Below are 15,183 nucleotides of genomic sequence, written 5' to 3'. Positions count from 1 at the left end.
CAAATTTCCAAACGCGTGTTCGTTTAATCTGTTCCCTTTATTGAAATGTCATCGTAACAGGATCACATGCATCCGGCGCGCGGCATTCTTCTGAAACTGATTTCGGTCACCCTGTTTGCGGTGATGTCGGGCCTTGTCAAATCGGCCACGGCCAATGTCCCGTTGGGGGAGGCGGTGTTTTTCCGTTCGCTGCTGGCGCTGCCGGTGATTGTCGCCTGGCTTTCCTGGCAGGGAGAACTGCGCGTGGGCCTGCGTACGACGAACCCCCTGGGGCATGTCTGGCGCGGCTTCGTCGGTACTACGGCGATGGGGCTTGTATTTGCGGCGCTGCGGTTTCTGCCTTTGCCCGAAGCGACGGCGATCGGATATGCGGCACCGCTGATGGTGGTGATTTTCGCGGGGCTGTTTTTGGGCGAAAAGGTGGGCGTCTTCCGGATATCGACTGTGGTTCTGGGCATGGTCGGCGTCTTGATCGTGTTATCGCCGCGCATTACGGCATTTGGCGGCGCGCCGGATACGTCGCTGACAATCGGGGCGCTGGCGGCGGTGGGTGGTGCATTTGCGGCGGCGCTGGCGCATATTCAGGTGCGGCGGCTGGTTCAGACCGAGCGCGCGTCGACGATTGTATTCTGGTTTTCCGTCACCTCCACGACCCTGTCATTGTTGACGATTCCCTTTGGCTGGATCATCCCTGCGCCACGCGATCTGATATTTCTGGCCCTGGCCGGGATATTGGGGGGCACATCGCAAATTCTGATGACTTCGGCATATCGGTATGCGGATGCGTCAGTGGTCGCACCGTTTGAATATACATCCATGCTGCTGGCGCTGATCATCGGATATTTCGTGTTTGACGAGGTGCCAACGACGATGATGCTGTTTGGTGCGGCTTTGGTTATCATCGCTGGCGTGCTGATCATCTGGCGCGAACGTCAGTTGGGGCTGGAACGCGCGAAACAGCGTAAGGTGACCGGGCTGGGGGGTTGACGGGGGCCGCTGCGGGGATTACTTGCCCGGACAGGGTAAAGGCCCCTGCCGCTCGCGGTGATGAACCATGGTGAAGCCTTTGATCTATGACATCCACTGACCTTGATCAGACGGGATGATGGAAATGCGAGCCCCATCGAAGTTGCCCGTCATATGATGCAAAGGAATGTGCGATGGGCGGAAATCTACCCTCGATCGACGTATTGAAGACCCGGGCCAAGGCGCTGCGGGCGTCGCTTGCCGAAGAAGGGCGCGAGATTGGACACGCTCAGGCGCTTGAGCTGATCGCCAAAAGCCACGGTTTTCGCGACTGGAACACGCTGTTCGCCGCCGTTGGCAATGCGCCGCGCCCGCCGGTTGTGCTAGGCGATGTGGTGGAGGGGCATTATCTGGGGCAGCCCTTCATGGCCGAGGTTCTCGGGGTCGAAACCCTGTCATCGGGCCGGTACAGGGTCACACTCGACTTTGACCAAGCCGTGGATGTGGTGACATTCGACAGCTTTTCGAACTATCGAAAAAGGGTGTCGAAGGTCGTGGACAGCAGCGGGCGCAGCGTTGACCGAACATCGGACGGGGTGCCGCATCTGCTGTTGACATGGTAACGCAAAGGGCGCCCCAGCGGGCGCCCGTTCACCATGGCACGGGATCTTTGGTTACTCCCGCACCAGCTTTTCATAGCCTTCCGCGATATCACGGGTCAGGGCGCCGACTTCGAAGTTATAGTCGCCGATCTGGCCGACCGGGGTTACTTCGGCGGCGGTGCCGGTCAGCCAGCATTGTTCAAAGCTTTCCAGTTCTTCCGGCATGATGTGCCGTTCGATCACGTTCACGCCGCGGTCTTTCAGCATGCCGATCACGGTCTGGCGGGTCAGCCCGTTCAGGAAACAGTCGGGCAGCGGGGTGTGAACCTCGCCATCCTTGACGAAGAAGATATTCGCGCCGGTCGCTTCGGCGACATAGCCGCGATAGTCGAACATCATGGCATCGGAACAGCCTTTGGCCTCGGCCGCGTGTTTGGACATGGTGCAGATCATGTAAAGGCCAGCGGCCTTCGCCTCGGACGGGATGGTTTCGGGGCTGGGGCGTTTCCATTTAGAGATGTCCAGCCTGGCGCCCTTGAATTTGGCGTCGCCGTAATAGTTGCCCCATTCCCAACCGGCCACGGCAAAGCGAACAGGGTTCTTGCGCGCTGAAACGCCCATATCTTCGCCGGCACCGCGCCAGGCAATGGCGCGGACATAGGCATCAGTCCAGCCGTTGGCGCGCAGCATGGCATATTTGGCCTCTTCGATCTGATCGACCGTCAGGGGGATATCCATATCCAGCAACTTGCCCGACCGGATCAGGCGTTCGGAATGCTCGCGGCCCCGGAAGATCTTGCCATTATAACAACGTTCACCTTCGAACACACTGGAGGCATAGTGCAGCGCATGGGTCAGCAGGTGAACCTTGGCATCGCGCCACGGCACCAGTTTGCCGTCCATCCAGATAAATCCGTCGCGATCATCATATGACATTGGCTCATCCTTTCGCTGCGCAGACAACGTAAATTTTTGCGAATATTGCGTCTTATAGGTCCGTTTAGGACATAATATTGCGCGCATTCGCCGCAGCGATAACAATTGATTCTTGGAAAGTCAACATCGCTGACATAAACTGAAGCGATATACAGATCCGAAGGAGGGCCAACCATGACCCAACATTCGCTGGCGCCGTCGCAAAGTGGCGAAAGCCTGCTGTTTCTGACGGATGAGCAGTTGCGCAAAGGAATAGAGGCGATGTTCTTTGCCTATCGCGGGTTCACCGCCGACCCGGACCGCCTGCTGGAAAGCTATGGATACGGGCGCGCCCATCACCGGGCGCTGCATTTCATTCATCGCGCGCCCGGCACGACTGTAAACAATCTTCTGACGATTCTGGGCGTGACGAAGCAATCGCTGAACCGGGTTCTGCGGCGGCTGATCGACGATGGGCTGGTTCAAAGCCGCGTGGGCCGACAGGACAAGCGCGAGCGGCACCTGTTTCTGACCGAAGCCGGGACCGCGCTGGAACAGGCACTGTCAGACGCCCAGCGCGCGCGGATGCGGGTGGCCTATCGCGCCGCCGGGCCAGAGGCCGTTGCAGGATTCCGCAAGGTTCTGGAGGCGATGATGGATCCAGAAATACGGCACTATTACAGCACAAGCAAGGATGGCCAGGCATGACCGCGCCGAATGACACCCACCTGCTGATTGTCGATGATGATGAGCGGATTCGCGGGTTGCTGCAGAAATTTCTGATACGCAATGGCTTTCTTGTCAGTGCCGCACGCGATGCGGCGCATGCACGGCGGCTGTTGGCCGGGCTGGAATTCGATCTGGTCGTTCTGGATGTGATGATGCCAGGCGAAGATGGCGTCAGCCTGACCCGCAGCCTGCGGCAGGTAATCAGCACGCCGATCCTGCTGCTGACCGCGCGGGGCGAAACCAGCGACCGGATTTCAGGGCTAGAGGCGGGGGCAGATGATTACCTGGCCAAACCGTTCGAACCCAAGGAACTGCTGCTGCGCATCAATGCGATTTTGCGGCGGGTGCCACTGTCTGCGCCCCAGGATGCGCGCCCCAAGGTGCTTCATCTGGGGCCCATCCGCTATGATGTCGAACGAAATGAAATGTGGCGAGGCGAAGAGTTGATTCGCTTGACCTCGACCGAGGCGCAGCTGATGCGCATCTTTTCCGCCTGCCCGCGCGAGGCGCTGAGCCGGATCAAACTGGTCGAGGATCTGGGCCGCGACCGGGGGCAGGCACAGGAACGCGCGGTGGATGTTCAGATCACCCGCCTGCGCCGCAAGATCGAGGATGACCCCAAACAACCGCGTTATCTGCAAACAGTGCGCGGCGAAGGCTATATGCTGGCCCCCGACTGAACGCGCCGCTTGCCGGGGCGCGCGGGCTTGGCTAGCGTTACGCGATGAGCACAGCGTTCTTGACCCATTCCGACTGCCTGAACCACCTGACTCCGCCCGGCCATCCCGAACAGGTGGCGCGACTGCGGGCGATCCTGGCGCGGCTGGAGGCGCCCGAATTCGCCGGGCTGATGCGCATTGACGCGCCGCTGGGCACGCATGCCGATTTGCTGCGCTGTCATCCGCAAAGCTATCTGGACAGGATCGACGCCGCGATGCCTGACAGCGGTTTTGCCGCGCTGGATGGCGATACCTTCGTGTCGCCCGGATCGAAGGCCGCTGCGCTGCGCGGTGTCGGCGGCATGATCAGGGCCGTCGATCTGGTTCTGGCGGGCAGCGCGCGCAATGCCTTTGTGGCCTGCCGCCCGCCGGGGCATCATGCGGAACCCGACATTGCGATGGGATTTTGTCTGTTTGGAAACGTCTCTGTTGCAGCCAAATATGCGCTGGATCACCACGGGCTGGCCCGCGTTGCGGTCATGGATTTCGACGTGCATCACGGCAATGGCACACAGGCATTGTTGTGGGATGAGCCGCGGGCGCTGTATGCCTCGACCCATCAAATGCCGCTTTATCCGGGGACAGGGCGCGCGGATGAACGTGGCGTGCGCGACAATATCCTGAACGTGCCATTGGCACCCTATTCCGACGGGGCCCGGTTCAGGGTCGTGATGGAACAACATATATTGCCGGCGATGGATCTGTTCCGCCCGGAACTGGTTCTGATATCGGCAGGGTTCGACGCGCATCGCGCCGACCCGCTGGCACAACTGGCATGGGAGGCGGACGATTTTGCCTGGGCCACTGAACGGATATGCGATATCGCCGATGCCCATGCGGGGGGGCGGGTGGTCTCGACACTCGAGGGCGGATATGATCTGCAGGCGCTGGCCGACAGCACGGCGGCACATGTTGCAGTTTTGATGGAGCGAGGACAGTGAGCGAGACACCGGTCAGCGAGATGAGCTTTGAACAGGCGATGGCCGAGCTGGAGCACGTCGTGAACCAGCTCGAACGTGGCGACGTGCCGCTGGAACAGTCGATTTCCCTGTATGAACGTGGCGCGGCGCTGAAAAAGCGCTGCGAGGAAAAGCTGAAAGAGGCCGAGGAAAAGGTCGCCGCGATCACGCTTGACGCGTCCGGCACCCCCACTGGCACAACGCCTGTCGAAGGGCTTTGATGTTTTCCCAAAGGCTGGATGAAATCGCGGCATTGGTCGCCGCGCGGCTGCATGATGTGCTGACCGATTATGGCGATCAGCCTGTCGTGCAGGCCATGCGCTATGCCGTGGCAGGCGGCAAGCGGCTGCGGGCATTCCTGGTGGTGGAAAGCGCGCGCTTGCACGGAATTGGGCCGGAACAGAGCCTGAATTCAGCCGCTGCAATCGAGGCGCTGCATGCCTATAGCCTGGTGCATGATGATCTGCCCTGCATGGATGATGATGACCTGCGGCGCGGGTTGCCAACAGTGCATGTGAAATGGGATCAGGCCACGGCGGTGCTGGCGGGTGATGCGTTGCAGACGCTGGCCTTTGATCTGCTGGCCGATCCGGCCACCCATCCCGATGCCAATATCCGGGTGGCGCTGATTGCCGGGCTGGCGAACGCCGCTGGCGCGCGCGGCATGGTTCTGGGTCAGGCGCTGGACATCGCCGCAGAAACCGCTGGCCGGGCCTTGACCCTGAATGAAATCACCGCGATGCAGGCGGGCAAGACCGGTGCGCTGATCACCTGGGCGGCCGGAGCGGGTGCGATTTTGGGCCGGGCCGATCCTGCGCCGTTGCGGACCTATGCCGCCGCGCTGGGGCTGGCGTTCCAGATTGCCGATGACATTCTGGATGTCGAAGGCGACGCGGGCAAGGCGGGCAAGCGGCTGCAAAAGGACGCGCAGGCTGGAAAGGCCACGTTTGTGTCTTTGCTGGGCCTTGAAGGGGCCCGGGTTCGGGCGCAAGACTTGGCCGAACAGGCTGTGGCGGCGCTGTCCCCCTATGGGCCCGACGCCGATGCCTTGCGGGATGCGGCCCGGTTCGTTATTTCCCGCGACAGTTAAGCCCCCGCAAGGAAGGCCATGATGAGCGACACACCCGACACGCCCCTGCTGGACCGCGTGCACAGCCCTGCCGATATGAAGGCGCTGACAGATCGCGAATTGTCGCATCTGGCCGATGAATTGCGGGCCGAAACCATTTCGGCAGTATCGCAGACCGGCGGACATCTGGGCGCGGGCCTGGGCGTTGTCGAACTTACTGTGGCCCTGCATGCGATATTCGATGCGCCACGCGACCGCATCATATGGGATGTCAGCCATCAGACCTATCCGCACAAGATCCTGACCGGGCGGCGCGATCGTATTCGCACCCTGCGCCAAAAGGGCGGGCTGTCGGGATTCACCAAACGATCCGAAAGCCCCTATGACCCGTTCGGTGCGGCGCATAGTTCCACGTCTATTTCCGCCGCTTTGGGCTTTGCCGTGGCGCGCGATCTGGGTGGCGCGCCGGATTATGGCATTGGCGATGCGATTGCCGTGATCGGCGACGGCGCGATGAGCGCGGGCATGGCCTATGAGGCGATGAACAACGCCGGCCATCTGGGCAAGCGGCTGATCGTGATCCTGAATGACAATGAAATGTCGATCGCCGAACCGGTTGGCGCAATGTCGTCTTATCTGTCGCGCCTTTATGCGGGCGCGCCGTTTCAGGAATTGAAGGCCGCCGCCAAGGGTGCCGTCAGCCTGCTGCCGCAGCCGTTTCAGGAAGGGGCGCGGCGCGCCAAGGATATACTGAAACATATGACCGTGGGCGGCACATTGTTTGAAGAGCTGGGCTTTTCCTATGTCGGGCCGATCGACGGGCACGATATGGAACAGTTGCTGTCGGTATTGCGCACCGTCAAGGCGCGGGCGACGGGGCCGATCCTGATTCATGCGATCACCAAAAAGGGAAAAGGCTATAAACCCGCCGAAACGGCCGCCGACAAGGGCCATGCGACGGCCAAGTTCGACGTCATCACCGGCGAGCAGAAAAAGGCGCCCAGCAACGCGCCCAGCTATACGTCGGTCTTTGCCAAGGCTCTGCTGGCGCAGGCCGCCGCCGATGACAAGATCGTGGCGGTAACGGCGGCAATGCCTGACGGCACCGGGTTGAACCTGTTTGCAGAACGCTATCCCAGCCGGTGTTTCGACGTGGGTATTGCCGAACAGCATGGCGTGACCTTTTGCGCCGGGCTGGCCGCTGGCGGGATGAAACCGTTCTGCGCGATGTATTCGACGTTCCTGCAGCGTGGCTATGATCAGGTTGTGCATGATGTGGCGATCCAGCGCCTGCCGGTGCGGTTCGCAATTGATCGCGCCGGGCTGGTCGGTGCCGATGGCGCGACCCATGCCGGGGCGTTCGACATCGCCTATCTGTCAAACCTGCCCGGATTCGTGGTTATGGCCGCCGCGGACGAGGCCGAGTTGATGCATATGGTGGCCACAGCCGCCGCGCATGATGACGGGCCGATCGCGTTTCGCTTTCCGCGCGGCGAAGGGCGCGGGGTTGAACTGCCCGAACGCGGGCAGGTTCTGGAAATCGGTAAGGGCCGGATCATCGCCGAAGGCTCGCGCGTGGCGATCCTGTCCTTTGGCACCCGCCTGGGCGAGGTGATGCTGGCGGCTGAGACACTTGCCGCACGCGGGTTGCAACCCACCATTGCCGATGCGCGTTTCGCCAAACCGCTGGACCGCGATCTGATCCTGCAACTGGCCGCCGATCACGAGGCCCTGATCACCATCGAAGAGGGCGCTGTGGGCGGGTTCGGCTCGCATGTGGCGCAATTGCTGGCCAATGCAGGCGTATTTGACACAGGGCTGAAATTCCGTTCGATGATCCTGCCGGACACATTCATTGATCAGGCCAGCCCCGAAGACATGTATGCTACCGCCCGTCTGAATGCGCCTGATATCGTCGCCAAGGTGTTACAGGTGTTGGGGGTGGCCGATCTGGCCGAACGCCGCGTCAGATGATCACGGTTGCCAGGGCGGCACCCAGCCCGACAAACAGATAACCCGCCAGCGTGAAGAATCCGTCGCGCGTCATCAGGCCGATGGCGAACAGGGTAATCGCGAACGCGGCGACGGTGGCAAGGGCGGGCACGAACTCCATCAGCGGCATGATCAGCGTCACCCCAAGGCATGTCAGCAGCGCGACATAGCTGAGGGGGCGCACAGAAAGATATTTCAGCCGCGGATGCACATGCGCATCAATCCAGCCCGCCGGTTTACGCAACCATTTGACGGCCTTATCGGTTCGTTTGGCAGATATCGAGCGGGCCGCCAGAATGCCTGGCAGCCAAAGATGCTGGCGCCCCAGCAACATCTGCAGCGTAATCAGTCCCATGACAAGCGCGCCTAGGGTCGGCATGCCGGGAATCGACGAAACGGGCGAAACCAGTATCAGCGCCGGCAGCAGCAAAAGCGGCGCGAAAGAACGTTCGCCCATGCTTTCGACCAGTTCGCGCAGCGATACCTCACCGTCTTCGCCTGCCTTGGCCAAGGTATCCAGAAGGTCTGTTATGGTTTCCGGAGATCCGTCTTCCGTCATACGATATCCCTGCCCTGTCGTTGACATGACATGGGCATTGCGTCAGGCGCCGTCCACCCCCTCATCGAACAAAAGGGCCGCCAGACCGCTGCGATAATCAGGATAAAGCAATCGAACGCCCAGTTCGGTTTTTATCCGGTCATTGCTGACCTTTTTAGATTCGGCATAGAAACTGCGCGCCATCGGTGTCATGCGGGCCTGTTCCAGCGGAATTTCGGGCGGAACCGGCAGGCCCAGCAGGCTGGCGGCATGGGCGATGACATCCTGCGGCGGGGCCGGATCATCATCGCACACATTATAAACCGCGCCAGGGTTGGGGCGCGCGATGGACGCAGCCAGAACCTGCGCAATGTCGTCAACGTGAATGCGTGAAAACACCTGCCCCGGCTTGATGATACGGCGCGCGGTGCCCGCACGAACCTTGGCGAACGGGCCGCGACCGGGCCCATAGATCCCGGCCAGCCGGAATATATGCAGCGGCAGGCCCAGCGCCTGCCAGCTTGCTTCGGCCTGCAGGCGGGCCTGTCCGCGTTCGGTCGTGGGATCCAACGGGGTGGCTTCATCCACCCAACCGCCATCATGATCGCCGTAAACGCCCGTGGTGGACAGATACCCCACCCATTCCAGATGCCGCGCCTGCGCCAGTTTTTGGCCGATTTCAGCCAGAACAGGGTCTGTTTGCGGCCCGGGGCTGACAGATGACAGCACATGCGTGGCCTGTTCCAGCGGGCCGGCCAGGTCGGTGCCTGGCCATACCAATCCTGTCACGCGGCCTGTCGTCAGTCGCGCGGCCTTTTCAGCGCTGCGGGTCGTGGCAATGACCTGCCAATCGGCGGGCAGCAGCCGTTCCAGCGCCTGCGCCGAATAGCCATGCCCAAGGGAAAGAAGCGTCTTTGTCATGATGCGATCATCCGGCGATCGCGGGCTGGGCGCAAGGCCAAGACTTGCGCGCACCGCCCAAGTCATGACATTTGGGGCAACAATCCCCTGGTATTCTGCCCGCGCAACGCCATTCCCATTGTTCAGGACATATCGCGCATGACCGCCCCGGCCAATCTTCCGCTTGAGACCCCGCCCGTCACCGAAAGCCACAGCTTTACCGACGCCACTGCAGCCGTCGACCGGCTGTGCCAGCTTTATGACGAGGCAACCGGATTCTTGCGCGACCGGTTTCGTGAAACGATGCAGGGTGCGCCGCGCCGTGCCAGGTTTCGGGCCTATTATCCCGAAATCAGGATCGCCACGATCAGCTATGCGCATGTGGACAGCCGGCTGAGCTTTGGCCATGTGGCCGAACCGGGTGTCTATTCCACCACGATTACCCGGCCAGAACTGTTTCGACAGTATCTGGTTCAGCAGATCAGCCTGCTGATGTCCAGCCATGGCATCCCGGTCAGTATCGGCCCGTCATCCACCCCGGTGCCGGTGCATTTTGCCGTGACCAATGATCGTTCGATCACAGTTCCCCAGGATGGCGTGCTGGATTACCCGCTGCGCGATGTCTTTGATGTGCCGGATCTGTCCACCACCGACGATGATATCGTCAACGGTTTTGGCTATCGCTATGAGGACGGATCAGCACCGCTGGCGCCCTTTACGGCGCAACGTGTGGATTATTCGCTGGCGCGGCTGGCGCATTACACCGCCACCACGCCGGACCATTTCCAGAACCACGTGATGTTCACGAACTATCAGTTCTATGTCGCCGAATTCGAGGCCTATGCCCGCGCCGCCCTGCGTGACCCTGCCAGCGGCTATATCAGCCTTGTCGGGCCGGGGAATGTCGAAATCACCGATCCCGACGCGCCGCTGATACCACCGCCCGGGCTGCCACAGATGCCCAGTTATCACCTCAAGCGCGCGAATGGGGCCGGAATAACGCTGGTCAATATCGGCATCGGCCCGTCGAACGCGAAGACGGCCACCGACCATATCGCGGTTTTGCGGCCACATGCCTGGCTGATGGTGGGCCATTGCGCGGGGCTGCGCAACAGCCAGCGGCTGGGCGATTTCGTGCTGGCCCATGCTTATCTGCGCGAAGATCATGTTCTGGACGCCGATCTGCCGGTGTGGGTCCCGATCCCGGCGCTGGCGGAAATTCAGATCGCGCTGGAAGATGCCGTGGAAGAGGTCACCCAGTTGGAAGGCTATGACCTGAAGCGGATCATGCGCACCGGCACCGTGGCCACAATCGACAACCGCAACTGGGAACTGCGCGACCAATCCGGCCCTGTGCAGCGGCTGTCGCAATCGCGGGCCATCGCATTGGATATGGAAAGCGCCACGATCGCCGCCAATGGCTATCGATTCCGTGTGCCTTATGGCACGTTGCTATGTGTGTCGGACAAGCCGCTGCACGGCGAATTGAAGCTGCCCGGCATGGCGAGCGAGTTCTATCGCACGCAGGTGGCACGCCATCTGTTGATCGGGATCAAGGCGATGGAACTGCTGCGCGAGATGCCGTTGGAGCGGATTCACAGCCGAAAACTGCGCAGTTTCGATGAAACGGCCTTTCTCTGACGGATTTATCCGCAAAAAATGGCACAAAATGCGCTGAAAATCGCTGTAAGCTTCCACTAATTGTTGTGTGATGCCGCAATATCCCGTTAAATTGCGCGAATGAGCCCCATAGCAAGTGGGCCGGAACGAGGAGACGACATATGGCAAAACCGATGACCAAGACGCAGTTGGTTGCCGCCCTTGCAGACGAAATGGGCGCGGACAAGAAAACCGCTTCGGCCGCGCTTGACGCGATCACCGGGGTGATCACGAAAGAAGTGGCAGGCGGCGGTTCCGTCACTCTGCCCGGCGTTGGCAAGATCTATTGCCGCGAACGGCCCGAACGCATGGTGCGCAACCCCGCCACCGGCGAGCAGATCAAGAAAGAGTCCGACAAGGTTGTGAAAATGACCATCGCCAAGGCGCTGAAAGACAGCGTGAACGGCTAAGGACAGGGTCCGGCAACGGAGCCTTCTGGGGGTCGCCACTGGCGGCCCTTTTTCGTTGTCCCTAACCGATATGGCCCCGGTTTTCGCCAACCTGCCCACGATGCAGCAGCACATGGTCCAGCAGCACGCAGGCCATCATTGCCTCGGCCACGGGCACGGCGCGGATACCAACGCAGGGATCGTGGCGGCCCTTGGTGATGATTTCTGTATTTTCGCCCGATTTGGTGATCGTCTTGCGCGGTGTCAGGATCGACGAGGTCGGCTTCACCGCAAACCGCAGCACCACATCCTGGCCCGTGGAAATGCCGCCAAGAATACCGCCAGCATGGTTTGAGGAAAAAACCGGTCGCCCGTCATTTCCCATGGAAATTTCATCGGCATTGTCGACGCCGGTCAGCGCGGCGCTGGCCATGCCTTCGCCGATCTCGACGCCCTTGACCGCGTTGATCGACATCATCGCAGCGGCCAGATCGGTATCGAGCTTGGCATAGATCGGGGCGCCCAGGCCTGCAGGAAGGCCACGGGCCGTGACCTCGATCACGGCGCCCACGGAATTGCCGGATTTACGCAGATCATCCAGATAGGCCGCCCAATCCGCAGCCGCCACTGTATCGGGCACCCAAAAGGGATTAGTCTCTATTTCAGCCCAATCAAAGCGTGCGCGGTCAATCTTGTGCGGCCCCATCTGCACCATATAGCCCGTTATCCGCAAATCGGGCAGCATTGCCGCCAGCGCCGCCCGCGCCACCCCACCTGCCGCCACACGGGCCGCCGTTTCACGTGCCGATGAACGGCCGCCGCCACGATAGTCGCGTATCCCGTATTTCTGCCAATAGGTGATATCGGCATGACCGGGGCGAAATTTTTCGGCGATGTCCCCATAATCCTTTGACCGCTGATCGGTGTTTTCGATCATCAGCTGAATGGGCGTGCCGGTGGTCTGGCCCTGGAAGACGCCAGACAGGATGCGCACCTCGTCCGCCTCGCGGCGCTGGGTGGTGTATTTCGACTGGCCGGGTTTGCGGCGATCCAGCCACTGCTGAATCATGGCCTCATCCAATGCCACGCCCGGCGGGCATCCGTCGATGGTTGCGCCCAGTGCGGGCCCGTGGCTTTCGCCCCATGTGGTGACGCGAAACAGATGGCCGAATGTGTTGATGCTCATGACGCCGCGCTCCTTCTTGGGCCGGAATAGCGGCAGGCGCCCATTGCTGCAAGCCTGCCAGCGTGTTGCTGGCAAGCCTGGTGCCGTAATGGGGTTGGATTATTCGTCGGCCAGGCTTGCCAGAAAGGCATACAGATCCCTGGCGTCTTCTTCCTTGCGAACCTTGAAGGTCATCGGCGTTTTGGCGCCCGGATCATTTGTGACCTCTTTCAGGAAACCCAAGGGGTCCTGGATATAGGCCACGAAGTTTTCTTCGGTCCAGACCAGCCCTGACTCTGCCGCGGCTTTCATGGATTTGGAATAGTTAAAGCCTTCGACGCTGCCCGCCGCGCGACCGGCGACACCGTACAGGTTCGGCCCGGTCCTGCCCGCCTTGCCAGCCAGAGTTTCACCAGCGGCATTTGTCACGACATGGCAGGCGATACATTGGCGAAAGGCTTTTTCGCCCGCCTCGGCATTACCGGTTGCGCCGTGTTCGTCGGCAATAGCGGGTGCCGCCAGCACAAGACAAGCAGCGGTAAGGATAGGTCTGAACATGTTTCGACTCCTCGATTTGTTTGAGCCAACCATAGGGCTGGCAGTTGGCGGGTCAATCAGGTCGGCTCTGTTTGCGACACTGTGCCACCGCTGTCGGCATGCAGTTCGCGGATTGCCGCGTATTGCGACAGGAAAACCCGGCCTGTCAGGTCCGACATGAAATGAGTGCGCTGCAGCTTGTCCATCACGGGGCCTTTGACCTCGGACAGGTGCAGCTTGATATTCATGTCAGACAAGCGGTGATTTATGGCCTCGAGCGATTCAAGGGCGGATGTGTCGATTTCATTCACCGCCGAACACATCAGCACCACATGCTTCAGACGCTTGTCGCCAACGACACGATCATAAAGGTAATCCTCCAGAAATCGCGCATTGGCGAAATACAGGTTCTCATCCACCCGGATTGTCAGAATTTCGGGGTGCGTTTCGACCTTGTGCCGCTTGATATTGCGAAAATGTTCGGTGCCCGGCACGCGACCCACCTCGGCGATGTGCGGGCGCGAGGTGCGATAGAGAAACAGAAAGATCGACAGGCCAACACCGGCTGAAATGCCGATTTCCACACCAAAGCCCAGTGTCAGCAGAATGGTGGCCGCCACGGCGGCGAAATCAGCGCGCGAATAGTTCCAGGTGGTGCGCAGGATGCTGAAATCGACCAGTGACAATACCGCGACGATAATCGTGGCCGCCAGTGTGGCCTTTGGCAGAAAATACAACAGCGGGGTCAGCGCGATCGTCGCCAGGGCAATTCCGATCGCCGTGAATGCCCCCGCAGCGGGCGTTTCGGCCCCGGCGTCGTAATTCACAACCGAACGCGCAAATCCCCCGGTAACCGGATAGCCGCCGGTTACGGCTGCGGCGATGTTCGACGCACCAAGGCCGATCAGCTCTTGGTCGGGAATTATGCGTTGGCGTTTCTTCGCGGCCAGCGTCTGTGCGACCGATACCGATTCAACGAAACCTATGATCGAAATCAGAACCGCAGATCCGATCAGGCTGGTCCAGATATCCGCGTTGAAGCTGGGTATGGTCAGGGGGGGCAGGCCCTGCGGAACGGTTCCCACGATCGCCACGCCGTATTTCGACAGCCCCAAAGCCCAAGAGAAAAACGTCGTCACCGCCACGGCTGCAACCGGGCCGGCCTTGGCCATAATATCGGCCATGCGCGGCGTCAGCCCCCGTTTCAGCAGTAACGGCTTGAGCCCCTTGCGCACCCAGAACAGAAAGGCCGTGGCCCCAACCCCGATGATGAGCGTGGGAATATTTACATCGCTTAGATGCAATAACAGAGACTGTATCAGCTGAAAAAGGTTTTCACCGTCGGCCTTGATGCCCAAAATGCCCTTCAACTGGCTGGTCGCGATGATGATTCCGGACGCGGTGATAAAACCTGCAATCACGGGATGAGACAGGAAATTGGCCATGAAACCCAGCCGGAACAGCCCCATTGCCAGCAGGAACAGGCCCGACAGAAACGCCAGCACGATGGCCGCCGCCGCATAGTCAGCTGTGCCTGGAAGAGCCAGCTTGCCAACCGCCGCCGCTGTCATCAACGATACAACTGCAACCGGCCCTACGGCCAGCGCGCGCGAGGTGCCGAAAACCGCATAGGCCACCAGCGGCAGAATGGACGCATACAGGCCCATTTCAGGCGGCAATCCGGCCAGCAAGGCATAGGCCAGCGATTGCGGAATCAGCATGATGGTGACGATGATTGCCGCCACCAGATCGTTGGTCAAAGCATCGCGCGAATAGGTTCGGCCCCAATCAAGTATCGGCAGGTAAAGTATCAGGGCTTTCATCGCGACGCCTTTCATATTCACTTATTAATATGTGATTAAGGCCGTATGGCACGAAATACAAGTGGCTGCGCATCGGGATCGGTCGCCCTTGTGATGGTCCAGCGGCTGATCTAAGGTCAGCCTCACCTGGGGGTGCCCCGCAAGGGCTGAGACGCATTCGCGAACCCGTTGAACCTGAACCGGCTAGAACCGGCGGAGGGAAGGTGCTGGACATTCTCCAT

Annotated in this window: 16 protein-coding genes and 1 riboswitch; of the genes, 10 read left to right on the top strand and 6 right to left on the bottom strand. The window is 60.6% G+C overall.

Features of this window, described 5'->3' with window-relative positions; all coding sequences use genetic code 11:
• The first annotated feature begins 66 nt into the window (after positions 1-66).
• Positions 67-987 (top strand): DMT family transporter, encoded by a 921-nt coding sequence (locus tag ACTCHC_RS02480; RefSeq protein ID WP_463020870.1) that lies wholly within the window; start codon positions 67-69, stop codon positions 985-987.
• A gap of 173 nt (positions 988-1,160) precedes the next feature.
• On the top strand, positions 1,161-1,589 hold the full coding sequence (locus tag ACTCHC_RS02475; RefSeq protein WP_463020869.1) for a glyoxalase superfamily protein: 429 nt from the start codon (positions 1,161-1,163) through the stop codon (positions 1,587-1,589).
• A gap of 51 nt (positions 1,590-1,640) precedes the next feature.
• Here ACTCHC_RS02475 and ACTCHC_RS02470 read toward each other — a convergent pair whose 3' ends face one another.
• A complete protein-coding gene (locus tag ACTCHC_RS02470; protein ID WP_463020868.1) occupies positions 1,641-2,504 on the bottom strand; it encodes a branched-chain amino acid aminotransferase in 864 nt (287 codons plus the stop codon).
• A gap of 174 nt (positions 2,505-2,678) precedes the next feature.
• Between ACTCHC_RS02470 and ACTCHC_RS02465 the strand changes: the two genes are divergently transcribed.
• Genes ACTCHC_RS02465 through dxs form a run of 6 tightly spaced genes read left to right on the top strand, consistent with a single transcriptional unit; the run spans position 2,679 to position 7,933 of the window.
• A complete protein-coding gene (locus ACTCHC_RS02465; protein ID WP_463020867.1) occupies positions 2,679-3,191 on the top strand; it encodes a MarR family winged helix-turn-helix transcriptional regulator in 513 nt (170 codons plus the stop codon).
• Complete coding sequence (locus ACTCHC_RS02460; RefSeq protein WP_463020866.1) at positions 3,188-3,892, top strand: response regulator; 705 nt, start codon at positions 3,188-3,190, stop codon at positions 3,890-3,892. The genes ACTCHC_RS02465 and ACTCHC_RS02460 overlap by 4 nt, the downstream gene beginning before the upstream one ends.
• Positions 3,893-3,936: 44 nt before the next feature.
• On the top strand, positions 3,937-4,872 hold the full coding sequence (locus ACTCHC_RS02455) for a histone deacetylase family protein (protein ID WP_463020865.1): 936 nt from the start codon (positions 3,937-3,939) through the stop codon (positions 4,870-4,872).
• Positions 4,869-5,111 (top strand): exodeoxyribonuclease VII small subunit, encoded by a 243-nt coding sequence (locus ACTCHC_RS02450; RefSeq protein ID WP_463020864.1) that lies wholly within the window; start codon positions 4,869-4,871, stop codon positions 5,109-5,111. Before ACTCHC_RS02455 ends, ACTCHC_RS02450 begins: the two co-directional genes overlap by 4 nt.
• The gene (locus ACTCHC_RS02445) at positions 5,111-5,980 is read left to right on the top strand and encodes a polyprenyl synthetase family protein (RefSeq protein ID WP_463020863.1); all 870 of its coding nucleotides are present in this window, start codon (positions 5,111-5,113) and stop codon (positions 5,978-5,980) included. The genes ACTCHC_RS02450 and ACTCHC_RS02445 overlap by 1 nt, the downstream gene beginning before the upstream one ends.
• Before the next feature lie 21 nt (positions 5,981-6,001).
• On the top strand, positions 6,002-7,933 hold the full coding sequence (gene dxs, locus ACTCHC_RS02440; RefSeq protein WP_463020862.1) for a 1-deoxy-D-xylulose-5-phosphate synthase: 1,932 nt from the start codon (positions 6,002-6,004) through the stop codon (positions 7,931-7,933).
• On the opposite strand, the gene ACTCHC_RS02435 is transcribed toward dxs, so the two are convergent.
• Positions 7,926-8,510 (bottom strand): exopolysaccharide biosynthesis protein, encoded by a 585-nt coding sequence (locus ACTCHC_RS02435; protein ID WP_463020861.1) that lies wholly within the window; start codon positions 8,508-8,510, stop codon positions 7,926-7,928. The genes dxs and ACTCHC_RS02435 overlap by 8 nt on opposite strands.
• Before the next feature lie 42 nt (positions 8,511-8,552).
• A complete protein-coding gene (locus tag ACTCHC_RS02430) occupies positions 8,553-9,410 on the bottom strand; it encodes an SDR family oxidoreductase (protein ID WP_463020860.1) in 858 nt (285 codons plus the stop codon).
• 138 nt (positions 9,411-9,548) lie between these two features.
• On the opposite strand from ACTCHC_RS02430, the gene ACTCHC_RS02425 reads away from it, so the two are divergent.
• Positions 9,549-11,030, top strand: a complete 1,482-nt coding sequence (locus tag ACTCHC_RS02425; protein ID WP_463020859.1) for an AMP nucleosidase — start codon at positions 9,549-9,551, stop codon at positions 11,028-11,030.
• Between the two features lie 140 nt (positions 11,031-11,170).
• Complete coding sequence (locus ACTCHC_RS02420; RefSeq protein WP_463020858.1) at positions 11,171-11,458, top strand: HU family DNA-binding protein; 288 nt, start codon at positions 11,171-11,173, stop codon at positions 11,456-11,458.
• 61 nt (positions 11,459-11,519) lie between these two features.
• Here ACTCHC_RS02420 and aroC read toward each other — a convergent pair whose 3' ends face one another.
• The 3 genes from aroC to ACTCHC_RS02405 all read right to left on the bottom strand — a co-directional run bounded on the left by aroC (position 11,520) and on the right by ACTCHC_RS02405 (position 14,962).
• Positions 11,520-12,623, bottom strand: a complete 1,104-nt coding sequence (gene aroC, locus ACTCHC_RS02415; protein ID WP_463020857.1) for a chorismate synthase — start codon at positions 12,621-12,623, stop codon at positions 11,520-11,522.
• 99 nt (positions 12,624-12,722) lie between these two features.
• On the bottom strand, positions 12,723-13,160 hold the full coding sequence (locus ACTCHC_RS02410; RefSeq protein WP_463020856.1) for a c-type cytochrome: 438 nt from the start codon (positions 13,158-13,160) through the stop codon (positions 12,723-12,725).
• Between the two features lie 56 nt (positions 13,161-13,216).
• Positions 13,217-14,962: a SulP family inorganic anion transporter gene (locus ACTCHC_RS02405; RefSeq protein ID WP_463020855.1), complete on the bottom strand. Its 1,746-nt coding sequence runs from the start codon at positions 14,960-14,962 to the stop codon at positions 13,217-13,219.
• Positions 14,963-15,080: 118 nt separating this feature from the next.
• Positions 15,081-15,180: riboswitch (TPP riboswitch) on the top strand.
• Positions 15,181-15,183: the final 3 nt, after the last annotated feature.

This window comes from Actibacterium sp. (genome assembly GCF_055134745.1).
Note: the sequence above shows the minus strand (reverse complement) of the source record. Positions and strands in the feature narration are given on the sequence as shown.